The 23,044-nt window shown below is 71.0% G+C and carries 22 protein-coding genes; 7 read left to right on the forward strand and 15 right to left on the reverse strand.

Annotation, left to right across the window (positions count from 1 at the left end):
• Positions 1-77: 77 nt before the first annotated feature.
• The 4 genes from pgaD to pgaA are packed head-to-tail and all read right to left on the reverse strand — an operon-like array spanning position 78 to position 6,613.
• Positions 78-668, reverse strand: coding sequence for a poly-beta-1,6-N-acetyl-D-glucosamine biosynthesis protein PgaD (pgaD, locus tag BMY35_RS31875; protein WP_093207183.1), 591 nt, complete (start codon positions 666-668; stop codon positions 78-80).
• Positions 658-1,938: a poly-beta-1,6-N-acetyl-D-glucosamine synthase gene (gene pgaC / locus BMY35_RS31880; protein ID WP_093207186.1), complete on the reverse strand. Its 1,281-nt coding sequence runs from the start codon at positions 1,936-1,938 to the stop codon at positions 658-660. The genes pgaD and pgaC overlap by 11 nt, the downstream gene beginning before the upstream one ends.
• Entirely contained in the window at positions 1,935-4,007 is a 2,073-nt protein-coding gene (gene pgaB, locus BMY35_RS31885; protein ID WP_093207188.1) for a poly-beta-1,6-N-acetyl-D-glucosamine N-deacetylase PgaB, read from the reverse strand. The genes pgaC and pgaB overlap by 4 nt, the downstream gene beginning before the upstream one ends.
• Positions 4,007-6,613: a poly-beta-1,6 N-acetyl-D-glucosamine export porin PgaA gene (gene pgaA / locus BMY35_RS31890; RefSeq protein ID WP_093207191.1), complete on the reverse strand. Its 2,607-nt coding sequence runs from the start codon at positions 6,611-6,613 to the stop codon at positions 4,007-4,009. The genes pgaB and pgaA overlap by 1 nt, the downstream gene beginning before the upstream one ends.
• Before the next feature lie 311 nt (positions 6,614-6,924).
• Here pgaA and BMY35_RS31895 point away from each other — a divergent pair, with 311 nt between their 5' ends.
• From BMY35_RS31895 to BMY35_RS31910, 4 genes are all read left to right on the forward strand, one after another.
• Positions 6,925-7,770 (forward strand): creatininase family protein, encoded by an 846-nt coding sequence (locus BMY35_RS31895; RefSeq protein WP_093207193.1) that lies wholly within the window; start codon positions 6,925-6,927, stop codon positions 7,768-7,770.
• A 92-nt stretch (positions 7,771-7,862) separates the two neighbouring features.
• Positions 7,863-8,525 (forward strand): response regulator, encoded by a 663-nt coding sequence (locus BMY35_RS31900; protein ID WP_093207196.1) that lies wholly within the window; start codon positions 7,863-7,865, stop codon positions 8,523-8,525.
• A gap of 8 nt (positions 8,526-8,533) precedes the next feature.
• Positions 8,534-9,961 (forward strand): sensor histidine kinase, encoded by a 1,428-nt coding sequence (locus BMY35_RS31905; protein ID WP_093207198.1) that lies wholly within the window; start codon positions 8,534-8,536, stop codon positions 9,959-9,961.
• Between the two features lie 120 nt (positions 9,962-10,081).
• On the forward strand, positions 10,082-10,429 hold the full coding sequence (locus BMY35_RS31910; protein ID WP_093207201.1) for a hypothetical protein: 348 nt from the start codon (positions 10,082-10,084) through the stop codon (positions 10,427-10,429).
• Between the two features lie 59 nt (positions 10,430-10,488).
• On the opposite strand, the gene BMY35_RS31915 is transcribed toward BMY35_RS31910, so the two are convergent.
• From BMY35_RS31915 to BMY35_RS31965, 11 genes are all read right to left on the reverse strand, one after another.
• Positions 10,489-11,463 (reverse strand): threonine dehydratase, encoded by a 975-nt coding sequence (locus BMY35_RS31915; RefSeq protein WP_093207203.1) that lies wholly within the window; start codon positions 11,461-11,463, stop codon positions 10,489-10,491.
• A gap of 22 nt (positions 11,464-11,485) precedes the next feature.
• Positions 11,486-12,118 (reverse strand): LysE family translocator, encoded by a 633-nt coding sequence (locus tag BMY35_RS31920; RefSeq protein ID WP_093207206.1) that lies wholly within the window; start codon positions 12,116-12,118, stop codon positions 11,486-11,488.
• Positions 12,119-12,140: 22 nt separating this feature from the next.
• Positions 12,141-12,833: a VOC family protein gene (locus BMY35_RS31925; RefSeq protein WP_093207208.1), complete on the reverse strand. Its 693-nt coding sequence runs from the start codon at positions 12,831-12,833 to the stop codon at positions 12,141-12,143.
• Positions 12,834-12,857: 24 nt separating this feature from the next.
• Positions 12,858-13,781 (reverse strand): PhzF family phenazine biosynthesis protein, encoded by a 924-nt coding sequence (locus BMY35_RS31930; protein WP_176947376.1) that lies wholly within the window; start codon positions 13,779-13,781, stop codon positions 12,858-12,860.
• 5 nt (positions 13,782-13,786) lie between these two features.
• The gene (locus BMY35_RS31935) at positions 13,787-14,428 is read right to left on the reverse strand and encodes a glutathione S-transferase family protein (protein ID WP_093207213.1); all 642 of its coding nucleotides are present in this window, start codon (positions 14,426-14,428) and stop codon (positions 13,787-13,789) included.
• Positions 14,429-14,463: 35 nt separating this feature from the next.
• Positions 14,464-15,303 carry a PhzF family phenazine biosynthesis protein gene (locus tag BMY35_RS31940; RefSeq protein ID WP_093207216.1) on the reverse strand — a complete coding sequence of 280 codons (840 nt, stop codon included), beginning with the start codon at positions 15,301-15,303 and terminating at the stop codon, positions 14,464-14,466.
• Positions 15,304-15,314: 11 nt separating this feature from the next.
• Entirely contained in the window at positions 15,315-15,950 is a 636-nt protein-coding gene (locus BMY35_RS31945) for a LysE family translocator (protein WP_093207218.1), read from the reverse strand.
• Positions 15,951-15,969: 19 nt separating this feature from the next.
• Complete coding sequence (locus tag BMY35_RS31950) at positions 15,970-17,172, reverse strand: aminotransferase-like domain-containing protein (RefSeq protein ID WP_093207220.1); 1,203 nt, start codon at positions 17,170-17,172, stop codon at positions 15,970-15,972.
• Positions 17,173-17,236: 64 nt separating this feature from the next.
• Positions 17,237-17,644 (reverse strand): VOC family protein, encoded by a 408-nt coding sequence (locus tag BMY35_RS31955; protein WP_093207222.1) that lies wholly within the window; start codon positions 17,642-17,644, stop codon positions 17,237-17,239.
• On the reverse strand, positions 17,644-18,606 hold the full coding sequence (locus tag BMY35_RS31960; protein ID WP_093207225.1) for a DMT family transporter: 963 nt from the start codon (positions 18,604-18,606) through the stop codon (positions 17,644-17,646). Before BMY35_RS31960 ends, BMY35_RS31955 begins: the two co-directional genes overlap by 1 nt.
• Entirely contained in the window at positions 18,603-19,202 is a 600-nt protein-coding gene (locus BMY35_RS31965) for a LysE family translocator (protein WP_093207227.1), read from the reverse strand. Before BMY35_RS31965 ends, BMY35_RS31960 begins: the two co-directional genes overlap by 4 nt.
• A 122-nt stretch (positions 19,203-19,324) precedes the next feature.
• On the opposite strand from BMY35_RS31965, the gene BMY35_RS31970 reads away from it, so the two are divergent.
• From BMY35_RS31970 to BMY35_RS31980, 3 genes are all read left to right on the forward strand, one after another.
• A complete protein-coding gene (locus BMY35_RS31970; RefSeq protein WP_093207229.1) occupies positions 19,325-20,770 on the forward strand; it encodes an aminotransferase-like domain-containing protein in 1,446 nt (481 codons plus the stop codon).
• 191 nt (positions 20,771-20,961) lie between these two features.
• Positions 20,962-21,702, forward strand: coding sequence for a PhaM family polyhydroxyalkanoate granule multifunctional regulatory protein (locus BMY35_RS31975; protein WP_093207232.1), 741 nt, complete (start codon positions 20,962-20,964; stop codon positions 21,700-21,702).
• 45 nt (positions 21,703-21,747) lie between these two features.
• The gene (locus BMY35_RS31980) at positions 21,748-23,028 is read left to right on the forward strand and encodes an FIST signal transduction protein (RefSeq protein ID WP_093207469.1); all 1,281 of its coding nucleotides are present in this window, start codon (positions 21,748-21,750) and stop codon (positions 23,026-23,028) included.
• Positions 23,029-23,044: the final 16 nt, after the last annotated feature.

The raw sequence follows: 23,044 nt of genomic DNA on the forward strand, positions 1-23,044 counted from the left end.
CCGCCAAACCCCCTGCACGCACGCGGCTGTGCGCCGCCGTGGTATCCCGCTCCAGCGCCAGGAGCAGCCGGTTGCCGTCAGCGCCGGTCGGTGCCGCGTGGCTGCTGCTGCGGCTCGGGCTCGAGGGTGGCCGGCGTGGTGTCGATGGCGTCGCGCAGGTGGCCGTTGTTGTCGTGGTGCACCAGCAGCTGGCGCGTGCGCTGCCAGGTGGACAGCCGCGCGGGCGGCACCTCGATGTAGGTGGCCAGCGCGGACAGGGACGACTTTTCCTTCTCGGGGCGGGCCTCGCGACGGTGCTGGCGGCGGCGCCACGGCGCCATCATCAGCATCGACACCAGGATCGCGCAGATCACCAGGCCGTACAGGCTCAGCAGGTGCAGCACCTCGGGCTGCGAGCGCGCGCCCAGCACGTAGGGCCATGCGTACCAGACCGCCCAGAACCAGATCGCGATGGTGATGGCGGGGCGCAGCAGCCGCAGCCACAGGTACATGGCCAGCGCGCGCTGCGGCGAGCGGCCGCTGCCGAAGGCGCGCAGCGGAATGCGCGCGGCGTCGATGATCGGCTCGTCCACCGCGGGCTGCCCCCAGGAGCGACGGCGGCTCGGCGGCGCGGCGTCGTCGTGCGCGTCGGGCGGGTAGCTGGAGGGGAAGACGGACTCATGGGACATCGGAAACTCCTCGGTCGGGGCTTGTCCACACCGCGCGTTTGCCCCGGCGGCGTATCAGGGCTTTGGGAAAGGCGATGACGGTGGTGGCCATCGTGATGGTCCAGAAGGCGATCGGATACCAGATCGTTCCGGCGAAGTAGCGCATCAGGTCGCGGTCGTAGCGGCGGTCGATCCACAGGCTCAGCAGCATCTGCAGGATGCAGGTCATGGCCAGCAGCGTTCCCTGCCAGTGCGGCAGCAGCGCCGAGTGCCACGACGAGTCGTACGGCAGGAAGGGCCGCACCAGGCTGATGATGAGCACCAGGGCCATGGCGTAGGCCCAGAAGATGCTCGTCATGTACTCGAAGTACACGGGCCACATGCGCCAGTGGCGCGGCCGCAGGATGTGCGAGGTGCAGCGCAGCATGGTCTGGATGCCGCCGATGGCCCAGCGCAGGCGCTGCTTCCAGAGACCGCGCAAGGTCTCGGGCATCAATATCCAGCACAGCGCGCGCGGCTCGAAGCGCAGCTGCCAGCCGGCGATCTGCAGCTTCCAGCTCATGTCGATGTCCTCGGTGAGCACGTCGGGACTCCAGAAGCCCACGTCGATCACCGCGCGGCGGCGGAACATGGCGATCACGCCCGAGACCGTGAACAGCGTGCCCACCAGCTGCTGCGAGCGCTTGATGAGGCCGATGATCGAGGAGAACTCGCCCACCTGCATGCGCCCGAGCAGCGTGGTGCGGGTGCGGATGCGCGGATTGCCGGTGACCGCGCCGATGCGCTCCGAAGCCAGCATCGGCAGCAGCATCCAGGCGATGGCGTCCTCGTCGATCAGCGCGTCGCCGTCGATGCCCAGGATGTACTCGCCGCGCGCGAGCTGGCAGGCGGTGTTCAGGCCGACGGCCTTGCCCTGGTTGCTCGCGTTGTGGATCACGCGCAGGCGGCCGTACTCCTGCGTCATCTGGTCGAGCAGTTCGCCGGTGCCGTCGGTGCTGCCGTCGTTCACCGCGATGACCTCGCAGTAGGGGTAGCGCGTGCGCATGAGCTGCTCGATCACCTCGCGCAGGTGCGGCGCCTCGTTGAAGCAGGGCACCACCACCGTGACCAGCGGGCGCGAGGGCAGCAGCTCCAACGGATTGACGTCGACGTCGCGCTTGCGCTCGAACACCATCGCATGCGAGAGGCCGCCCGCCATCCACACGTAGGCCATGAAGAACGGGTAGTAGAAGACGAAGCCGAACAGCAGCGAGGGCAGCGTCTGCGCGAGGAACTGGGTGGTGGGGCTCATTGCGAACGTTCCTTCGGCGTGGTCTGCGCTGGTACCTGGGCGTTGGAGGTTGCGCGCAGAGCCCGCGGCAGCAGCGTGCGCACCGAGATCGCGCGGCGCACGGTCTCCAGCGAAGGCTGGTCGTTGAGGAAGTCGTCGGGGTAGTAGCCAAGGTGGCGCACGCCGGCGCGCTGCAGCAGCGTCCACTGCCGCGCGAGTTCGGCGTCGGGCACGGGCTTGCCGGTGCGCCAGTCGCGCGCCTGCAGCTCGAACACCGTGCCGTCGAGGCCGCGCGGCGTGTCGGCGGCGCGCCGGGCCAGGCGCGCGAGCCAGCCGTCGGCGTCGGTCTCGCGTTCCATGCGCGGCATCGCCATCAGCGCGACGTAGTCGTAGGCCGCGAGCGAGGCTGCGTAGTTCTGCGCGAACCACTGCTCGGCCTGGGGCTCGAGCACGGGCCGGGCGTAGAGGTTGCGCGCGGTCTCCAGCGCGGGCCGCCAGGCGCTGGTGCGCGCGGCGAGTTCCTGCGTGAACTCGATCAGGTGGCGCGTCTTGGCCGTGGTCCAGCGCGCCATCAAGGCCGGGTCGGCGCGGATTGCGGCCAGGTCGGGCGGCAGGCCCCATTTCGCGTAGGTGGCGAGCGCGGCGGGGCTCGCGTCCTCGTCGTCGGAGAGCATCGCGTCGTCGTGGAACAGCAGGCCCTCGAAGAAGGCGTGGCGGCCCAGGTCCTCGTAGATGTCGCCGACCAGCGTGCGCACCGCGGGGTCGAAGGGGGTGAGGCGGTGGTAGCGGTCGGCGTGCACCGCGCCGTCCTGCGCCATCACCGTGTGCGTGGCGAGCGGGTTCGACGCCGGCAGCCTGAAGGCCGTCACCGGCATCCAGGCGTAGACCTTCACGCCGGCGCGGCTGCGCAGCTGCCAGGCCGCGCGGGCGAACAGGTCGGCGCGCACCGGCAGGTGGCGGTTGGGGAAGTACAGCGCGTCGGCCACGCCGTCGCCGTCGGGGTCGGCATAGGCCTGCAGGAACACCGCGCGCGGGCGCACGGTGGCCACGCGGTCGATCAGCATCGAGAGGTTGCGCTCCTGCTGGGCCGGGTCGGGGTCGTACACGTAGTCGAGGTCCACGTGCATCACGCGGTTGACCGGACGCACCTCGCCGCCCGCGGGGCTGCGCAGCATGCGGTCGAACGAGGGCGCCTCGTTGTCGTAGGCCGCCAGCGCGCGGCGGATGCGCGAGAGCGGCACGGCGGCCGAGTTCGGGCCGTCGTCGAGCGTGAAGGTGATGGGCATGCCCGCGCGCTGCGATGCCGCGAGCGTGGCCGCGTTGTAGGCACCGTAGGGCCACACCATCGCGCGCACCTTCGCGCCGGTGCGCTTCTCGATGAGCTCGCGGCTGCGGCGCAGGTCGGCCTCGATGCGCCGCACGTAGGCCTCGTCGTCCTCGTAGCGGCCGGTCTGCGGGTCGTAGCGGTGCGTGGCCGCGGCCGGCAGCAGGTTGCCCTGCGGATTGGCGACGATGCCGGTGTGCATGGCGTCGCTGTGGCTCGCGAATTCGACGAGGCCCGAGCGCGCCATCTCGGCGGCCTCGCTCCACAGCAGGAAGTTCTCGCGCGGTGCGGGCTTGTCGCCCCAGTGCACCTGCCGGCCTTCGGGCACTTCGAGCCAGCTCGTCACCAGCGCCATCACCGCCGGGTAGTTGTAGCGCCTGAGCAGCGGAAAGACCTTGGTGTAGGCGCTGCGGTAGCCGTCGTCGAAGGTCAGCAGCACCGGCCTGGGCGGCAGCGGCTTGCCGCCCGAGCGCGCGTCGACGATCTGCTGCAGGCTCACCGGGTGGTAGTCGTTGTACTGCAGCCAGGCGAGCACGCCGGCGAAGGTGTGCTCGTCCATGGCGGTCTCGTCGGGCGAGGTCTCGAAGCTCTCGCGCACGTTGGAGCGGATGTCGTGGAACGAGATCACGCGAAAGCCCAGGCCGTCGTCGGCGTCGGCGGCCGGCAGCGGCTGCGCGAGGGCCGGCAGCGAGAAGGCCAGCAGCATCAGCCACGGCAGCGCCGCGCGCAGGAAGGCGAGGGGAGTGTTCTTCTTTGTCGTTCGCATCACTGCAGGGGGGTGGAGAGGTTCAGGAAGACGCCGCGCTGTCGCTCGCGCACGCCGTCGTAGGGATGGCCGGAGACGAACGCGCCGTAGCGCAGCGTGAGCCGCGGCCCGAAGTTCCAGCGGTGCTCGTAGCGCAGGCTCCACATCGGGCCGCTGCCGAAGCCGGCCTGCCGGTAGCTGCCGCCGGCGAGCTCGACGACCTGGAAGAACTGCCGGTCGTCGCGTTTCCAGTTGAGCCACTGCGCGCGTACGCCGAGCTGCACGCTGGAGTCGCTCGACGGATTGAAGTAGGGCGCCTCGACGGCGCGGCCGCGGCTCGCGCCGGCGCCGAGGCTGGTCTCCAGCTGGAAGGCCGGCGTGCTGATCCAGCGCTCGCGCCAGCTGGCGTCCAGGCCGTCGCGCCGATTGCCGTCGCTGAAGTCGAGCTGCTGCCACTTCAGGTCGAAGCGGCGCGACTCGTCGACCACGTAGCCCACGCTCGCGCCGAGCTCGTGCGCGCCGATGCCGGCCACGCGCGCCTTCCACGGCAGCTCCTTGCTGTCGCCGTCGTAGGTGGCCGACAGCCGCCACGCGTCGCCCGCGCGGTAGTCGAGCCGGCCGGCCACGCTGTTGCGGTAGGGCCCCGCGTTCGCGTGCTGCACGATGCCCTCGGCCAGCCAGCGCCCCTGCTGCCAGCCCAGGCCGAGGCCGCCGCGCGCCCAGTTCGCGTTGCCGATGTCGGTGCTTCCGCGGCCCAGCGACTGTTCGTAGAACACGCGCCAGCGGTCGTCGATGAGCCCGGAGCTGAGCCGGCTGTCGATGCGCCATTCGCGGCTGGCGATGGCCGCGCCGCCCGAGGAAGCCTCGGCGTCCACGTCGAGCCTCGGGCCGACGAGGGCGCGCCGCTTGCGCTCCATTTCGCGCACTTGCACCGAGTCGGGCAGGTCGGCCGCGAGCGATTCGGCGCGCCGGCGGGCCTCGGCGAACTCGTCCGCGTCGAGCAGCGCCTCGACATGGCCGATGCGCGCGCCGGTGTCGTAGGGGGAGTCGGCCGCCAGCGCCTCGTAACGCGCCAGCGCGGCCTCGGGGTGCTCGCGCAGCCGCGCGGTGAGGGCCGCGCCCTGGGCATAGCCGGCGTTGAGCGGCGCTTCCCGCGTCAGCACCGAGAAGCTGCGCTGCGCGAGGGCGGGGCGGTCGGAGTAGAGCTGGACCAGGCCGCGCAGGCCGCTGACCTCGGTGTACTCGCCGTTCGGTCGGCCCGCCTCGGGCGCGAGGCGCATCTGCGCGGGCGTGGCGGCTTCCAGCCGGGCCAGCAGCGCTTCGGCGTCGGCGAAGCGGCCCACGTCCAGGTAGGCGTAGACCAGTCCGTAGTGAACTTCGTCGGGCATCGGCATGTCGGCGCCTCCCTTGGCCATGGCGGCTTCATAGAGCGGAACGGCATCGATGGAGCGACGCTCCTGCGCGAACGCCCGGGCCGCTGCCTGCAGGCCGTAGGCGGGCAGCTCGTTGCCCGCGGCGCGCAGGGTGTCGTGGAGCGCGATGGCGTCGGCCGGCCGGCCGCGCTCGACCAGCGCCAGCAGGCGGTCGGACTGCAGCCGCACCCGCACCGTGCGCCACGCATCGGCGTCGCCGGGCTCTGCCTTCGGGGCGGCTGCGTCGAGCCGGGCCAGCGCGGCTTCCTGGTCGGCCAGCACCCGGTCGAGCGCAACCACGCGCTCCGCGCCCAGGCGCTGGTCGCGCGCGCGGATCGCCCAGCGCAGCCGCTGCGCCAGTGCCTCCTGCTGCAGGGTGGAAAGCGCCAGCGGCGAGAAGCTGCCCGGCGTGGCGCGCTCCGCGGCCTCCGCGTTCTCGAAGGCGCTCGACGCGGCGCCGCTGGCCGCGAGCAGGAAATCGGCCTCGCGCCGGAGGTCGAGGCGCCCGGGCCGCAGCGCGCCGGCCTCGGTGTAGGCGCCGAGCGCCTGCAGCAGGTCCTTGTCGGCGCGCGCCAGGGCGCCGCGCAGTTCCAGCAGCGCGACGCGATCGTCGACTCGCGTGGGCGCGGGCTGCGACAGCGCGCGGTACAGCGCCTTTGCGCCGGTGATGCCGCCGCTCTCGATGCGCCACCAGGCTTCGTGGACGCGCGGCTCGCGGGCATCGGGCTGCCGTGCGCGCCACACGCCGACGACTTCGCCCTGCAGGCCGGAATCGTGGGCGCGCCGCGCGGCCAGCGCGAGAGGAGCCAGGGCGTAGTCGGCCAGCTTCGCAGGCGTCGCCTGGCGGCCCAGCGCGACGGCCTGGGCATACCGGCCGTCGGCGGAGGCGATCGCGACCGCATCGGAGGCCACGCGACGGCGTGCGTCGTCGTCGAGCGGCGATGCGAGCCAGGCCGTCAGCTGGTTCAACGCCTCGGTCGCGTCGATGCGGCCTTCGCGGCGCGCGACGATCAGCGCGTCGTGCCGGCTTGCGTCATACGAGGACGCTGCGCTCTGCCCGATGGCCGGAGGCGGGTTGCTGGGCGCCGGCTGCGCAAGCGCCGCCGGCGCAGCGAGGGCCAGCGTGCATGCCAGTGGCAGTGGGGGAATTCTTTGCGCGTTCCGCGCGATCAGACGAAGCAACGAACAGGCAAGCGCAGGTTTGCGCGCAGCCATGACCGTGCCTCCAGTTTTCTTCTGGATGAACACCTTGCTCCCTTGGAAATCCGAAATGCGATCCCGGGCAACCCATGACGCCGCCGCAAGGACCGGGGTTGCCGAGTGACAGAACGGCAGCCTCAGAACTCAAATTCTCAAATTTGGAATTACTCTAGACATCATTGTTAACAAGGGCAAACAAAAGACTGAGGATTCGGTTGTATGTGTGAACAGATTCGCGTTTTAGGCGCCTGCGCCGATCGCTTTTGTCGGACAGATGCCCAGGAGCCCGGTGTCCGCCCGACCCGGGCCCGGCCTAAGATCGCGTGATGAACGCTCCCCAGGCCCCATCGCCTTCGCCTTCGTCGCTTCCCCGTTTCTGGTCGGGGCTGACCACGCGCGATTTCGCGTCGCTCGATCCGGCGGCTACCGTCGCGGTGCTGCCGCTGGGCGCGACCGAGCAGCACGGCCCGCACCTGCCGCTGGCCGTCGACACGGTGCTGGCCGACGGCATCGTCGCCGCCTCGCTGCCGCTGCTGCCGGCCGCGCTGCCGGTGCTGTTTTTGCCGACCCAGCAGATCGGCCTGAGCCCCGAGCACGCGCGCTTCGCGGGCACGCTCACGCTGTCGGCCGAAACGCTGATCCGCGTGTGGAGCGAGATCGGCGCCGGCGTGGCGCGCGCGGGCGTGAAGAAGCTGGTGCTCTTCAATGCGCACGGCGGCCACGTGGGCGCGATGGACATCGTGGCGCGCGAGCTGCGCGCGGCGCACGGGCTCATCGTCTACAGCGTGAGCTGGTTCAACCTGCCGCTGGGCGATGCGGGCGCGCAGTTCAGCGCGCACGAACACCGCTTCGGCGTGCACGCGGGCGAGATCGAGACTTCGATGATGCTGGCGCTGGCGCCGCAGCTGGTGCGCATGGACGAGGCGCGGAATTTCCCCTCCACCTCCGAGCAGCGCGCGGCCGGCTACGCGATCCTCGGCAACGGCAGGAGCGCCAAGCTCGGCTGGTCCATCGAGGACTACAACCCCCACGGCGCCGCCGGCAACGCGGCGGCCGCCACGGCCGGGCACGGTCAGGCGGTGATCGATGCTGCGGCGCGGCAGCTGGCGCTGCTGCTGGAAGAAGTGTCGCGGCTGCCGCTGGACACGGCCAACACCGGGCCGCTGCCCTGAGCCCGTTGCGCCGGCTCGCTTTAACGTTGAGCTAACGGTCGTGCGCTAACTTCCCGGCGCCTCAACCAAGCGAAGAACCAACGGGAGCCGGCGTGCGCGTGCTGCTTGTCGAAGACGACGAAATGATCGGGAACAGCCTGGTCCGCGGCCTCGAGAGATCGGGCTGGGCGGTGGACTGGGTTCGCGACGGCCTGCTCGCGCGCAGCGCGCTGGCCGATGGCGACTACACCTGCGTGCTGCTCGACCTGGGCCTGCCCGGGCTCGACGGCGTCGAGGTGCTGCGCCACGCGCGCGGCCTTGGCAACGACACGCCGATCCTGATCCTCACGGCGCGCGACGGCCTCGGGCAGCGGGTGGAAGGGCTCGACCTCGGCGCCGACGACTACCTGCTCAAGCCCTTCGAGCTGCCCGAACTGCTGGCGCGCATGCGCGCGGTGGTGCGCAGGCGCCATGGCGCCTCCAACTCGATCATCGGCAGCGGCAGCGTGCAACTCGACCTCACCACCCGCGAGGTGCTCTACCGCGGCATGCGCGAGACCCTCACGGCCCGCGAGTTCGCGCTGATGCACGCCATGCTCGAGCGCCCCGGCGCCATCCTGTCGCGCGAGCAGCTCGAGAACCGCATCTACGGCTGGGGCGAGGAGGTGATGAGCAACGCGGTGGACGTGATCATCCACAACATGCGGCGCAAGCTGGGTGCCGACACCATCCGCAACGTGCGCGGCCTGGGCTGGCGCGTGGTGGATTCCCCGTGAGTTCCGCGATGACCGCAGCGAAGACCGCCGCCACGACCGCCGCGCCGGGCCGCCCCTGGTATTCGCCGGGCTCGCTGCGCGCCAAGCTGCTGCTCTGGCTGGTGCTGGTGCACCTGCTGGCCGCGGTGGGCGTGGCCTGGTTCACCTACGCCAGCTACGACCGGCTCATCGTCACCTCCAAGGACGACCAGATGCAGACGCTGGCCGAGTCCTATGCCGGCAACGCGAACGTGCCCGAGCTCAGGCCGACCGACCAGCGCAGCATCTTCGAGCGCGGCGCCTTCGTCATCCAGGTCTGGAATGGGCGCGGCGAGCTCCTGGCCAGCTCCTGGCCGGAGCTGGCCATGGCGCGCCAGCCCGCGGAGGGCATGAGCACCGTGCGCATGGCCTCCGGCGACGAGGACGAGGTGTGGCGCGTGTACTCCACCGGGCCGGCGGCCGACGCCGACCGCTTCCAGGTGCAGGTGATCCAGAACGGCGGCTTCGTGCGCCGGCTGGTGACCAAGCGCGCGCTGTCGCTCACCGCGCCCATCGCGCTGCTGCTGCCGATGTCGCTGGCCGTGCTGTGGCTGGTGGTGTGGACCTCGTCGCGCAAGCTGCGCAGCGTGGCGCTCGACGTGGCCGCGCAGGACGAGCGCAGCCTGTCCGAGCTCTCCGTGTCGGGCGTGCCCGCCGAGATCGCCCCGCTGGTGGAGGCCTTCAACAGCCTGCTCGGCCGCCTGCGCCAGGCCTTCGCCGTGCAGCGCCGCTTCGTGCAGGACGCCGCGCACGAGCTGCGAACGCCGATCGCCGCCATCGGCCTGCAGCTGGACAACATGCGCGCCGAGGTGCCGGCCGAGGTCATCGACGAGCACTACGTGCACCTCAAGGGCGGCGTGACGCGCGCCCAGCACCTGATCGAGCAGCTGCTGCGCCTGTCGCGCCAGGAAAGCAGCACCGAGCCCGAGGCGCCGGTGCAGCTCGACGTGGCCTCCGTGCTGCGCGACAGCGTGGCCCAGCTGATGGTGATCGCCGACCGCCGCCGCATCGACGTCGGCTTCGAGGGCGGAACCGCCGCCACCGTGACCGCGCCGCCGACCGAGCTGCGCAGCATCTTCGACAACCTGATCGACAACGCGCTGCGCCACTCGCCCGAGGGCGGCGTGGTCGACGTGCGCCTGCACGAGGTGGAAGGGCGACCGGTGGTCGACGTGGTTGACAACGGCCCCGGCATCCCGCCCGCGCTGATCGACCGCGCGTTCGACCGCTTCTTCCGCGTGCCGGGCACCGCCGCCGAGGGCAGCGGCCTGGGCCTCGCCATCGCGCGCATGGCCGCGCAGCGCAACGGCCTGCGCATCGTGCTGGCCAACCGCCACGACTCGCAGGGCCGGCAGGCCGGGCTGCAGGCGCGCGTGCACCTGATGGGCGATCCGTCGGTGGGCGGCGCGGCGGCTTAACGCTCGGGTAACTCTCGCTTAAAGGTCGCATAAAGCGGCCTTCCTACAGTGACTCCAGCCGCGAAAGCGGCCGCGCCGAACGAAAGGCGCCAGCCAACCCAGCTTCAAAGAGGAGTTCACATGCGAAAGACCTTCGGCCTCCTGGCCATCCTTGCCCTGGCCGGTGCGGCCCATGCGGAAAGCTATGACGGCGTGCACCAGGGCCCCGGCCTGCTCGCGCGCGAAGACGTGGCGGCCCAGGCCGTGGCCGCGGCCCACGCCCCCGACCAGAACGTGACGCGCGGTTCGCGCGGCCCCGATCCCTTCACCTCGACTGTCTCGCGCGAAGCCATGCGCCAGGCCGCGGTGGAAGCGGCCCGCGCGCCCGACCAGAACGTGGTCGACGGCTCGCGCGTCAACAGCGTCGTGATCTCCACGACGCAACCGGTGCGCGCCGCCACTGGCGAGGCGCCGGCCACCCGTTTCTGACGCCTTCCTGGCGCGCCGCAGTCGCGTGATCTCCGATCGATGCCGCAGGCGCCAAAACGCTAGGAAGCGCCGCCGCCCAGCACGCCGGCGAACATGCCGGTGTCGACATTGCCGCCGCTCACGCAAACGCCCACCGTCTTGCCGCGCCAGCGTTCCTGCTGCTGGAGCGCGGCGGCCAGCGCGGCCGCGCCGGCGCCCTCGGCCACGTTGTGCGTGTCGCTGAAGAGGATGCGCATGGCCTGCGCGATCTCGTCGTCGGTGACGGTGACCACGTCGTCGGCCTCGCGCAGGATCACCTCCACCGACTCGGGCACCGGCACGCGGCAGGCCATGCCGTCGGCCAGCCGCGTGGTGACGGGCGACTCGACCGGCTTGCCGGCGCGGAAGGAATCGCGGTACGCGGTGGCATGCGCCGACACCACGCCGATGAGCTTCGTCGACACGCCGCAGTACGCGCGCGCCGCCGCCGCCGCGGCAAAGCCGGAGCCCAGGCCGATGGGCACGAACAGCACGTCGGGCGGCGTGCCGTCCTTCAGTGCGTCGAAGAACTCGACGTAGGCCGTCGACACGCCGCGCACCAGCTCGCGATGGAACGAGGGCACGCGGTGCAGGCCGTCGCGCTCGGCCAGCGCGGCTGCGTGCTCGGAGGCCGCCTGGAAGTCGTCGCCGTGCTCGACGAGCGTGACGCCGAGCGCGCGCATCGCGGCGTTCTTCTCGGTCGAATTGCCATGCGGCACGACGATGGTCGCGGCCAGCCCGTGGCGGCGCGTGGCGAAGCCGACCGACTGGCCGTGGTTGCCGCGCGTGGCGCTGATGGCGTGGCGCACGCCGGGCTGCTCGCGCGCCAGGGTCTCGAAGTAGGTCAGGCCGCCACGGATCTTGAAGGCGCCGGCCGGCGTGTGGTTCTCGTGCTTGGCCCACACGGTGGCGCCCAGGCGCTGCGACAGCAGGGGCCAGGCGTACTGCGGCGTGGGTGGCATGGCCGCGTGCACGGTGCGCTGCGCGGCTTCGATCTCTTCGCGGGTGAACTTCATCGGATGTCTCTCTCTTCTTGTCTTACTTGCGTTCGGTCAGCGCCACGCGCACGGCCAGTGCCGCGAGCACGCTGCCCATGACGTAGCGCTGCGCGCGCAGCCAACCCGCGCTCTGCGAGAGCACGGCCGTGATGCTCGCGGCCCCGACGATCATCACGGTGTTGACCACCGCGCTGGCCGTCATCTGCGCGATGCCCAGCTGCATGCTCTGCAGCAGCACCGAGCCGCGCTCGGGGTGGATGAACTGCGGGAAGAACGAGAGATAGAACATCGCCACCTTCGGGTTCAGCAGGTTCGTGAGAAAGCCCATGCGGAACAGCTTGCCCGGCGGATCGGCCGGCAGCGCGCGTGCCTCGAAGGGCGCGCTGCCGCCGGGCTTCACCGCCTGCCAGGCGAGCCACATCAGGTAGGCCGCGCCGGCGATGCGGATCGCGTCGAAGGCGATCGGCACGGCCAGCAGCAGCGCGGTGAGGCCGAGCGCCGCGGCGAGCAGGTGCACCAGGAATGCGAGCAGCACGCCGCCCAGCGAGATCAGTCCGGCGCGGCGGCCCTGGATCAGCGTGCGCGAGACGCAATAGATCATGTTCGGCCCCGGCGTGAGCGCCAGCAGCAGCGAGGCGAGGGCAAACAGGGCGATTTCGGTGAGGCTCAGCATGGTCTTCTTCCGGTTCCGGGAGTCAGAGTCCCTGGGATTCGAGCGTGACGGTGCCGCGCGGCGTGTCGAGCACGGCGACGAGGTTGGGCGGGCCCGCCTCGATCTCCATGCCGGTCATGCCGATGGCGGAGAACGCGGCGGCCAGCGCCGGCGCGCGCGGGTGCACCGCGCGCAGCGAACGCAGCACGAGGCCCGATGCGGGCATGGAGTCGGTGGGATGCACCGCGCCCCACTGGATCAGCGTGGGCAGCGTGCCGTAGAACAGCCGCTGGCCGTCGTCGCGCACCGTGATCTGCCATTCGAGCCGGCCGGCCGGCGTGTCGCGCGAGGCTTCGAGCAGCTGGCCTCGGTCGATGTGCGCGTGCTCCTCGCGTGCGAGTGCGCGGGTTGCCGCGTGCGCGTCGGGCACGCGGGCGGCGAAATGGATCAGCCTCGGGCCGTGCCTTGCGAGCCCGGCCTGCAGCGCGGCGTCGTCCAGGTCGAACCATCGGCGAGTTCTCGGGCGCGAGGGCTCCTTGCCAGGCTCGATCGCGATGATTTCGGCGTAGGCGGCAGGAAAGGCGTCGCCCGAGATGTTCAGCAGGCGGTTGTGCGTGCCCATCAGCGGATGCGAGCCGCCCGGCGCCGGGGTGACGCCGAGCGTCTTCTCGCACCAGGACACGCCCTCCGCGAGCGAGGTGGCGGCGATCACGAGATGGTCGAGCTGCGCGTGCATGGTGCGATGCCCTCCTTCAGGGTGTCAGAGCGTGACGCTGCCGTCCACGCAGGTCACGGCGTCGCCGCCGACCCAGATCCGGCCTTCGGCGTCGCGCTCGATGTAGACGCGGCCCGCGCGGCCCAGGCACTGGCCCTGCGCCGCGAGGTAGCGCTCGGGCATGTGGCCGTCGGCGATCAGCCATTCGGCCAGGCTGGCGTTGAGGCTGCCGGTGACCGGGTCTTCCTGCACGCCGATGGGCTCGGCGAAGGCGCGCACTTCCAGGTCGATGCGGGTGCCGTCCTCGTTCGGCACCGCGGGCCGGTTGCCGAAGGCGCGCGCCTCGCGGTTGGAGCGTCCGATGAGCAGCGAGGTGTCATGCGCCGCGGGCACGCCCGCCACGCCGGCCTTCACGCCCAGTTCCTTCAGCGCGCGGTGGTCGGGCTGCAGCGCCAGCACGGCGTCGGCGTCGTTCACCAGCAGGCCGAACCAGACCGGGCCGTTGTCGAGCACCTGCGCCGCGATCACCTGCTGTGCCTTCAACCCCAGTGCGCCTGCCACCTTGGCAAGCAGGGCGGGGCTGGGCGCGCTGCGCTTGAGCGGCGGCGCGGCGAAGGCCAGGCGGCTGCCGTCGCGACGCAGCGGCACGAGGCCCGCGCCGCATTGCTGCACGACCATGCCCGCGGCCTTGGGCTTGCCGCCGGCCTGCAGCCAGGCATGGCAGCTGCCGATGGTCGGGTGGCCGGCAAAGGGCAGCTCGCCGCCGGGCGTGAAGATGCGCACGCGGTAGTCGGCGGCCGGGTCGGTGGGCGGCAGCAGGAAGGTCGTTTCAGACAGGTTGGTCCACTGCGCGAAGCGCTGCATGGCGGCGTCGTCGAGGTCCTGGCCGTCGATCACCACCGCGAGCGGGTTGCCGTAGTAGGCGGTGGCGGTGAAGACGTCGACTTGCTTGAAGGGGCGGGATTTCATCGGGTTCATTCGAGAGTGAGATCGAGCACGCCGCGCGTGCCCGGGCGGGAAAGCAGTTCCGAATACCAGCGCTCCACGTTCGGCCACACCGGCCGGCGGTATTCGGCGCCGGGCAGGCCGAACCAGCGGTGCGTTTCGCATCCGATGGGAATGTCGGCCATGGTGAAGCGCTGGCCGGCCATGTAGGGCTGGCGCGCGAGGTGGGCGTCGAGCATCGCGAACAGCGCTTCGCTGGCGCGCACCGAGGCTTCGCTGAGCGCCGGCTGGCGCTCCGATGGCGGCGTGCGCACCCACTGGATGAAGGCGTCGCGGCTCGCGCGGTTGAGCGTGGTCTGCTGCCAGTCCATCCAGCGCTCGGCATCGAAGCGCGCGGGCAGCTCGGCCGGATAGAGGTTGCCGTGCGAATGCTTCGCGCAGAGGTAGCGCACGATCACGTTCGATTCCCACAGCGTCACGCGCTCGGCGCCTTCGCCGTCGTCGATGGTGGGCACCATCGCGTTCGGATTGAGCGCGAGGTATTCGGGCGTCTGCACCACGCCGAACTTGCCGCCGGCCTCGGTGCGCTGGAAGTCGAGCCCAAGCTCCTGCGCGCACCACACCACCTTGCGGACGTTGATCGAGCTGATGCGGCCCCAGATGTTGAGCATGGTTTGGTTCTTTCTTTCCTTGGTTCTTCGGCGACTCAGGCCCGCATGATGCGCGCGGTGCCCGACACGCGGATCGAGCTGCCTGGCGCGGGCGAAATGTCGGCATGCAGGCGCGACAGCATGCCCATGTCCTCGCCCTGCACCACGTCGATGGCACCGCCGTGCGGCCAGTCGATGTCGCGCAGGTAGCCGGCCAGCGCGGCCGTTGCGGCGCCGGTGGCGGGGTCTTCGTACACGCCGCCGGACGCGAAGGGGTTGCGCGTGTGCAGCCGCTGCGCGGTCTCGGCGAAGACCAGCACGATGGTCGTGAGCCCGGCGCGGGCCATCAGCGCGCGGCCGGCTTCCAGCTCGTAGTGCATCGCCGACAGCGCCGCGCGGCTCGCCAGGGCCAGCACCAGATGGTCGGCGCCCGCATGGGCGACGGCCGGCGGAATGCGCGGGTCCAGGTCCTGCGGCGAATAGCCGAACAGGGCCAGCGCTTCGGACAGCAGCTCGGGCGATGCCGCGGCGCTGCGCGTGGGTGGCGACTGCAGCGCCGCCTCGACCACGCTGCCGTTGCGCCGGCCTTCCACGGTGATCCGTGCCTGGTTGAGCACGAGCGGGAACACGCCGTCGCCTTGCTGCATTGCCAGCGCGGCACCCGGCGCGATCGTCGCGTGGCCGCAGAAGGGCACTTCGGATTGTGGCGCGAAGTAGCGCACGCGCCAGCTGCCAGCATCATCGGCGGGAGCGGCGAACGCGGTTTCCGAAAAGCCGACTTCCGCGGCAACGCTCTGCATCTGCGCCGCGGGCGGCAGCGTATCGGCGATAACGACGCCGGCGGGGTTGCCGCCCGTCTCTCCATCAGAGAAGGCTGCGATCTTCAGGACATTCATGTGGAGCCTCTTCAGCGGGGCGAGGGGCGGTCGAGGAGCAGCAGGCGCACGGCCAGCCCCAGCATCACGACCGCCAGCAGGCTGCTCTGGAAGCGCGCCGCGCCGGGGCGGCTGTGCAGCCAGCGCCCGATCTGGCCGCTGCACGCGCCCAGCAGCGTGTTGAAGGCCAGCGCCGCCATCGACAGCACCACGCCGAGTTGCACCAGCTGCAGCGGCACGCTGCCGCGCGCAGGGTCGACGAACTGCGGCAGGAACACCATGAAGAACAGCAGCGCCTTCGGATTGACGAGGTTGTTCAGCAGCGCCATGCGCACGATGCGGCCGAAGCCGGCGGGCTGGGCCTGCGCATCCATGCGAAGGCCGCCGCTACGCAGGGCCTGCACCGCGAGCCACACCAGGTACAGCGCGCCCGCGTAGCGCAGCACGTCGAACGACGGCGGCCAGGCCGCCACCAGCGCGGTGACGCCGGTGGCGGCGAACAGCGTGTGCACGAGGTCGGCCGCCGAGATGCCGATGGCCGCCGCGAAACCGCCGCGCGGACCATGGGCCACGCCGTGCGAGAGCACGAAAGCCATGTTCGGGCCCGGCGACAGGAACAGCGCCAGTACCGCGAGCAGGAAGAGCGAGAGCGTGGCGAGGCCGATCAAGGAAGGCTCCCGGTTGGTTTCAGACCTGCGCCACGGCCGGCGTCCTGTCGCCGAGCAGCGCCAGCTCTTCGCGCAGCGTCTGTGCGAGCGCTGCGATGGCGGTGTCGATCTCGTCGACGCTGGCCGTCACGAACGACAGGCGCAGCGTGCGCGGATCGCCTTCGCCGGCGTAGAAGGGCGCGCCGGGCACGAAGGCCACGTTGCGCTCCACGGCCTTGGGCAGCAGCTTCACGGTGTCCACGCCCTCGGGCAGGCGCGCCCACAGGAACATGCCGCCCTTGGGGGCGTTGAACTTCACGTCCATGCCGGCCATTTCGCGCTTGAGCGCGGCGATCATCGCGTCGCGCTGGCGCTTGTAGAGGGCGCGGATGGTGGGCACGTGGCTGTCGAGGAACTTGTCCTTCATCACGGCCGAGACCATGCGCTGCGTGAAGATCGGCGTGTGCAGGTCGACGGCCTGCTTGGCCTGCAGCAGCTTCGGGTAGATGGACTTGGGCGCCACCAGGAAGCCCAGGCGCAGGCCGGGGGCCAGCACCTTCGAGAACGAGCCGAGGTAGATCACGCCCTCGGGGTTGCGCGCGGCCAGCGGCAGCGGAGGGGCTTCGTCGAACCAGAGTTCGCCGTAGGGGTTGTCTTCCACGATGGGCAGGCCGGCGGCGGCCGCGGCGGCCGAGACGGCGGCGCGGCGCTCTTCCGTCATGGTGCGGCCGGTGGGGTTCTGGAAGTTGGGCAGCAGGTAGATGAAGCGGGCGTCCTTCGCCTTGGCCACGAGGTCGTCGACGATCACGCCCTCGTCGTCGCTGGCCACGCCCACCGGGTGCGGTTCCATCGGGCCGAAGGCCTGCAGCGCGCCGAGGTAGGTGGGCGTTTCGACCAGCACCTTGCTGCCCGGATCGATCAGCACCTTCGCCACGAGGTCGAGGCCCTGCTGCGAGCCGGTGGTGATGAGCACCTGCGAGGCATCGACGTCCCACGGCAGCATGTCGGCCACCGCCTGGCGCAGCGGCGCGTAGCCTTCGCTGGCTGCGTACTGCAGCGCGGCCTGGCCGTCGTTGTGCAGCACCTCGGCGCAGGCGTCGGCGAAGGCCTGGATCGGGAAGGTCTTGGGCGAGGGCAGGCCGCCGGCCAGGCTGATGATGCCGGGGCGCTCGGTGACCTTGAGGATTTCACGCAGCACCGAGGGATTCATCTTGGCGGCGCGGGCGGCGAGTTTCCAGTTCATGGTTTTCTTCTTTCAGGCGGTGAGGTGATGTTCGGATGAATAGAGGGTACAGGCGGGGCGGGATTCAGTCCGCCCGGATGTCGCCACGGTATGCGACATGGATTTTGTTACCGTCCGGGTCGCGCAGGTAGGCGCCGTAATAGCCATGGCCGTAGCGTGGGCGGGGGCCCGGCGGACCTTCGTCGCGGCCGCCGTGGCGCAGGGCCGCCTCGTGGGCGGCATTCACGGCAACGGCCGAGGCCGCGTTGAACGCGACCATGCTGCCGTTGCCGGCGCTGGCGGGTTCGCCGTCCAGCGGGATGTACACGTAGAAGCGCGGCAGCGCCTGCCCGGGCGCGACCCAGCAGGCGGCCTCGGGGCCGCCGTCTGGCGTGACCGGGCGGCGCTCGAGGCCCAGCGGGGCGAGCAGCGCGTCGTAGAAGGCGGCGGCGCGCGGCAGGTCGGTGCAGCCGACGGTGACGTGGCTGAACATCACCGGCTCCTTCCGGGGCCGACCGCTGCGGCCGGCAGCGGGGCCGCGGCCGGCGCGGCAGGCGGCTGCGAGAGGCGCTTGCCGATGACCACCGTGGCCACCACGGCCACGGCGAAGCCGAGCGTGACCACGTCGAGCGGCTCGCCCAGGATCGGGATCGACGCCAGGATCGACAGGAAGGGCTGCAGCAGCTGCGTCTGGCTCACGCGCAGCGCGCCGCCCAGGGCCAGGCCGCGGTACCAGGCGAAGAAGCCGATCCACATCGAGAACATGCCGACGTAGACGAAGCCCAGCCATGACGCGGTGGCCACGGGCTGCGTCGGCCACAGCGCGAGCGTGGCCGGCAGCGTGACCGGCAGCGCCATCACGCACACCCAGCAGATCACGCGCTCGGCGCCCAGCGAGGGCGTGACCTGCGCACCGTAGATGTAGCCCAGCGAAGCGGCGATGACCGCGCCCACCAGCAGCAGGTCGGCCCATTCGAAGCCGAAGCCGTGTCCGCTCTGGCTCGCGCGCAGCACCGAGAACACCACCACCAGCAGGCTGCCCGCGATTGCGCAGAGCCAGAAACCCAGTCGCGCGCGCTGGTGCAACACCCAGGCCGCGACGGCGGCCGTGACCAGCGGCAGCAGCGCAGTCACCACCGCCGCATGGCTGGCCGTGACCACGCGCAGCGCGTAGGCCAGCAGCAGCGGAAAGCCGATGGCATTGCCCAGCACGGCCATGCCCAGCGGCTTCCATTGGTGCGGAGCAGGGCGCGGCGAGCGCGTGACCAGGAGGAAGACGGCCGACAGCACGCCCGCCAGCGCCGCGCGGCCCAGGGTGACGAACCACGGCGACAGCTGCGGCGCATCCTGCGAGCCGGTGGCCAGGCGCGTCATCGGCAGCGTGACGGCGAACATCGCCACGCCGAGGACGCCCAGCCACATGCCGAGCGTTTCGTCCTTCACGTCGAGCTTCATACGCCCACCATCCACCAGGCGGTGAGCACGAGCACGAGGCCCATTGCGCGGTTGAACCACAGCAGCCGGGAGCCCTTGGCGAGCCACTCGCGCAGCAGCGCACCGACCAGCGCATAGGCGAAGTTGCTGGCGAAGGCATAGGTCAGCATCACCGGCGCCACGATCGCGAAGCGGTGCAGCGCGTCGGGCTGCCCGGCGATCCAGCCGGCCACCAGCGTGAGCGCCAGCAGCCAGGCCTTGATGTTGACGAACTGCAGCATCACGCCCTGGCCGAAGCCGACCGAGAGGCTCTTGCCGTCGGCCCTGCCGAGCGTGGCGCTGCCGCTGAGCTTGTACGCGAGCCACAGCAGGTAGCCGATGCCCAGCGCCTTGATGGCCAGCCGCAGCGACGGCACCGCCACCACCAGCGCGCCGATGCCGGCGGCGCAAAGCGCCAGCAGCAGCGTCCAGCCGACCGGCACCGCGACCACGAAGCGCATGGCGCGCGGCAGGCCGCCGTTGGCCGCCAGGGCGGTGGAGAGCGTGGTGTTGGGGCCGGGCGAGAAGCTCATCGCCGTGGCCAGCACCAGCAGCGCGGTGAATTCTTGCCAGTTCATGACACGCACTCTAAACTTGAGACCATTACAGTTCCAGTACAGATGATCGAACAATCACCCAATCTGTATTGGTCATCCCCTCGACACAGAAGCCAGGGAAACCGGCACAGCCCGGACGACGAATGCTCACTCGCACCTCCACACAGTCGCTGACCGGGCAGCTGGCCGATCGCCTGGCAGAGCGCATCCGCACCCGGCTGCTTCCGCCCGGCGCGCGCCTGCCCTCGGTACGCGAATGCGCGCGGCAGCAGGGCGTGAGCCCGTACACGGTGGTCGCCGCCTACGACCAGTTGCTGGCGCAGGGGCTGGTCGAGGCCCGGCGCCAGCGCGGCTTCTATGTGCGGGACTCGGCGCCGGTACAGGACGGCCGCCAGGGCAACGGCGCGGACGCCAACGGCGCGAGCGGCATGCCGGCGGCGATCGCGGTGCAGATGATGGCCTCGCGCGTGCCGGCGGATGCCAGCTCGCTCATCCGCAGCATGTTCCACCGCCCCAGCGACAAGCCGCAGCCGGGCATGGGCGTGTTTCCGCCCGACTGGATGGCGTCGACCTTCATGCCCACCGCCGTGCGGCGCATGACCAATACAGCCGCGCTGCAGGAGCTGTCGCTCCAGTACGGCGAGCCGGCCGGCGACATGAGCCTGCGGCGCAGCCTGTCGCAGAAGCTGGTGGGCATCAACGTGCCGGCCTCGCCGGACCAGATCGTGACCACCGTCGGCGCCACGCACGCGCTGGACATCGTGAGCCGCACGCTGCTGCGGGCGGGCGATCCGGTGATGGTCGAGGAGCCGGGCTGGGCGCTCGAGTTCGCTCGGCTGGAGGCGCTGGGCATGCGCATCCTGCCCGTGCCGCGCCGCGCCGACGGGCCCGACCTGGAGGTGATGGCGCAGTACTGCAAGCTGCACAGCCCCAAGCTCTTCGTCAGCGTGAGCGTGCTGCACAACCCCACGGGCTACAGCCTCACGCCGGGCAGCGCGCACCGCGTGCTCAAGCTGGCCAACGAGCACGACTTCCACATCGTCGAGGACGACACCTACAGCCACCTCGCGCCCGAGCACGCCACGCGGCTGAGCGCGCTCGACGGGCTGCAGCGCACCATCTACGTCAGCGGCTTCGCGAAGATCCTCGCGCCCAACTGGCGCATCGGCTTCCTGGCGGCGCCGCCCGCGCTGAAGGAGCGGCTGCTCGAGACCAAGCTGCTGGCCACGCTGACCTCGCCCACGCTGTTCGAGCGGGCCTTGTCGTGGTGCATCGACCAGGGGCAGCTGCGCCGGCACTCCGAGCGCGTACGCATCCGGCTCGACGGGGCGCGGGGGCGGGCGGTGAAGCTGGCCATGGCGCACGGCTGCACCTTCGCCTCTGAGCCGGCGGGGCTCTTCGGCTGGGTCGACACCGGCGTGGACACCGACGCGCTCACCCAGCGCATGCTCGACCAGGGCTACCTGCTGGCGCCGGGCTCGCTCTTCCACGCGCGCCGGCCGCCCAGCACGATGATGCGCATCAACTTCGCGACCTCGCAGGACGCGGCCTTCTGGAAGGTGTTCAGCAAGGTGCGAAGCGAGCTCTGACCCGGCTCGCCCCCAGGCTTTGCGTGCCTGGCGAGCGCAATGCCGGCGGCGCGGCAATGCCGGTTTCGCGATGCTCCGCGAAGGGGCAAATCCTCGTTGGGAAAAGGCGGCACGGAGGGTCAAACGCCGGAGGCTTGGAGTAAGCTGGCAGCACAAGAAAACCCATACCCAGCACCCAGGAGACCTCCCGCATGAGCAACGCCAGCAAGCCCTTCGACTTCAGCCAGTTCGTTCCCGGTTTCGACTTCCTGAAGAACCTCGCCGGCGGCGCGGCGGCGGGGAACGGGTCGATTCCCGGCATCGCGAGCTGGGTGGCTCCCACGCTGAGCGTGGAGGAGGTCGACAAGCGCATCCAGGAGCTGAAGACGGTGCAGTACTGGCTCGAGCAGAACGGGCACGCACTCAAGGCCACCATCCAGGCGCTCGAGGTGCAGAAGATGACGCTTTCGACGCTGCGCGGCATGAACGTGCGGATGGAAGACATCGCCAGCGCGTTCACCAGGCAGGCGGCCGCGATGGCGCCTGCGCCGGCACCTGCGGCGGCAGCGGCCCCTGAGCCCGAACTCGAGGAGATCGAGGAAGAGGGCGAGGCGCCTGAAGAAGAAGCCCCGGCCCCCAGCAAGCCGCGCCGCAAGCCGGCCGCGGCCAAGGCGAAGGCCGGGTCGGCCGACGGCGCAGGCGTGGTCGATCCGATGCAATGGTGGGGCTCGCTCACCGAACAGTTCCAGCAGATCGCCAGCACGGCGCTGCAGGACGCGGCCCAGCTGAAGGTGCCGGCCATGGCCCAGCCGCTGGCCGACGCGGTCGGCTCGGTCATCGGCAAGCCGGCGGCGGCCCGCAAGCCCGCCGCCGCTGCGAAGAAGGCCGCGGCACCGGCCGCGAAGAAAAGGACGTCGACCGCCGCGCGCAAGCGAACCTCCGCGCGACGCTGACGTCATACACACATCCATTTCTTGAAGAACGGGTTGGCACGCATCATGAAGTTGTTTCCCTCCGGCCATGCCACCCATCCGCAATGGCGAATGGCGGCGGGCCTCGTGCTCGCCCAGCTGCGGGCGCAGATGGCGCTGCCCGACTACGCCTCGTCGCCGACGCTGGGCCTGCTCTACATCACCGACCACTACGCGAGCGACGCGCAGGACATCCTCGACCACCTGAGCGCGGAGCTGCCCGAGGTGACCGACTGGTCGGGCACCGTCGGCATCGGCGTGTCGGCCAACAACGCCGAGTACTTCGACGAACCCGGCATGACCCTCATGCTCTGCGCCCTGCCGAGCGACCAGTACCGCGTGTTCTCCGGCGTGGCGCCGCTGGGCAATTCGGAAATGAGCGGTTTCGAGGCGCACACGGCGCTGGTGCACGCCGACCCGGCCACGCCCGATTTGGCCGAGCTCATCGGCGAGATGGCCGGCCGCACCGACACGGGCTACCTGTTCGGCGGCCTGTCTTCCGGGCGCGGCGGCGCGCTGCAGTTCGCCATCGGCGGCAACGGCAACATCCGCGGACATGGCGCGGCGGGCGGAGTGTTCTCGGGCGGCCTGTCGGGCGTGGTGTTCGGCGAGGGCGTACGGCTGGTGTCGCGCGTCACCCAGGGCTGCCAGCCGCTTCGCTCGGGCGCGGTGCGCGAACGCGAGATCACCGAGGCCGATGGCAACCTGCTGCTGAAGCTCGACGGCGAGCCGGCGCTCGACGTGCTGCTGGCCGACCTGCAGGTGTCTCTCGAACGGCCCCAGGAGGCCATCGATGCGGTGCGCAACACCCTGGTCGGCCTGGCCGATGCGGGCGCCGATGGCATCCGCCGCACCGGCGACCTGGGCGCCGACGTGCTGGTACGCCACATCATCGGACTCGACCCCACGCGGCGCGGCATCGCGATTGCCGACACGGCCGAAGCCGGCATGCGGCTCACCTTCTGCCGCCGCAACGCGCAGGCAGCGCGCGCCGACCTGATGCGCATCTGCGCGGAGATTCGCGAGGAGCTGGAGCCCGAGGAGCAGACGCTGGCCACCGCCCGCGCCGTGGCGGCGGGCGAGGCCGAGGCCGCGCCGCATCCTGCGCGGCGCATCGCAGGCGCGGTGTATGTCAGCTGCTCCGGCCGTGGCGGGCCGCACTTCGGCGCGCCGGGGGCGGAGCTGCAGATCGTGCGGCATGCGCTGGGCGATGTGCCGTTGGTTGGTTTCTTCGCCGCGGGGGAGATCGCGCGGCACCATCTGTATGGGTATACCGGGGTGTTGACGGTTTTCACCGCCAACGACTGATTCCAGACCCGACGCG

Origin of the sequence: Variovorax sp. YR750 (genome assembly GCF_900109805.1) — a bacterium.
GTDB classification, from domain to species: domain Bacteria; phylum Pseudomonadota; class Gammaproteobacteria; order Burkholderiales; family Burkholderiaceae_C; genus Variovorax; species Variovorax gossypii.

Bases quoted from the DNA above. Each gene is read 5' to 3' on its own strand.
- BMY35_RS31915 (WP_093207203.1), bottom strand. From the start codon at position 11,463: ATGAAGTTCACCCGCGAAGAGATCGAAGCCGCGCAGCGCACCGTGCAC.
- BMY35_RS31905 (WP_093207198.1), top strand. From the start codon at position 8,534: ATGACCGCAGCGAAGACCGCCGCCACGACCGCCGCGCCGGGCCGCCCC.
- pgaB (WP_093207188.1), bottom strand. From the start codon at position 4,007: ATGCGAACGACAAAGAAGAACACTCCCCTCGCCTTCCTGCGCGCGGCG.
- BMY35_RS31970 (WP_093207229.1), top strand. From the start codon at position 19,325: ATGCTCACTCGCACCTCCACACAGTCGCTGACCGGGCAGCTGGCCGAT.
- BMY35_RS31935 (WP_093207213.1), bottom strand. From the start codon at position 14,428: ATGCTCAACATCTGGGGCCGCATCAGCTCGATCAACGTCCGCAAGGTG.
- BMY35_RS31965 (WP_093207227.1), bottom strand. From the start codon at position 19,202: ATGAACTGGCAAGAATTCACCGCGCTGCTGGTGCTGGCCACGGCGATG.
- pgaD (WP_093207183.1), bottom strand. From the start codon at position 668: ATGTCCCATGAGTCCGTCTTCCCCTCCAGCTACCCGCCCGACGCGCAC.
- BMY35_RS31980 (WP_093207469.1), top strand. From the start codon at position 21,748: ATGAAGTTGTTTCCCTCCGGCCATGCCACCCATCCGCAATGGCGAATG.
- BMY35_RS31950 (WP_093207220.1), bottom strand. From the start codon at position 17,172: ATGAACTGGAAACTCGCCGCCCGCGCCGCCAAGATGAATCCCTCGGTG.
- BMY35_RS31920 (WP_093207206.1), bottom strand. From the start codon at position 12,118: ATGCTGAGCCTCACCGAAATCGCCCTGTTTGCCCTCGCCTCGCTGCTG.
- BMY35_RS31975 (WP_093207232.1), top strand. From the start codon at position 20,962: ATGAGCAACGCCAGCAAGCCCTTCGACTTCAGCCAGTTCGTTCCCGGT.
- BMY35_RS31895 (WP_093207193.1), top strand. From the start codon at position 6,925: ATGAACGCTCCCCAGGCCCCATCGCCTTCGCCTTCGTCGCTTCCCCGT.
- pgaC (WP_093207186.1), bottom strand. From the start codon at position 1,938: ATGAGCCCCACCACCCAGTTCCTCGCGCAGACGCTGCCCTCGCTGCTG.
- BMY35_RS31930 (WP_176947376.1), bottom strand. From the start codon at position 13,781: ATGAAATCCCGCCCCTTCAAGCAAGTCGACGTCTTCACCGCCACCGCC.
- BMY35_RS31940 (WP_093207216.1), bottom strand. From the start codon at position 15,303: ATGAATGTCCTGAAGATCGCAGCCTTCTCTGATGGAGAGACGGGCGGC.
- BMY35_RS31910 (WP_093207201.1), top strand. From the start codon at position 10,082: ATGCGAAAGACCTTCGGCCTCCTGGCCATCCTTGCCCTGGCCGGTGCG.
- pgaA (WP_093207191.1), bottom strand. From the start codon at position 6,613: ATGGCTGCGCGCAAACCTGCGCTTGCCTGTTCGTTGCTTCGTCTGATC.
- BMY35_RS31925 (WP_093207208.1), bottom strand. From the start codon at position 12,833: ATGCACGCGCAGCTCGACCATCTCGTGATCGCCGCCACCTCGCTCGCG.
- BMY35_RS31955 (WP_093207222.1), bottom strand. From the start codon at position 17,644: ATGTTCAGCCACGTCACCGTCGGCTGCACCGACCTGCCGCGCGCCGCC.
- BMY35_RS31960 (WP_093207225.1), bottom strand. From the start codon at position 18,606: ATGAAGCTCGACGTGAAGGACGAAACGCTCGGCATGTGGCTGGGCGTC.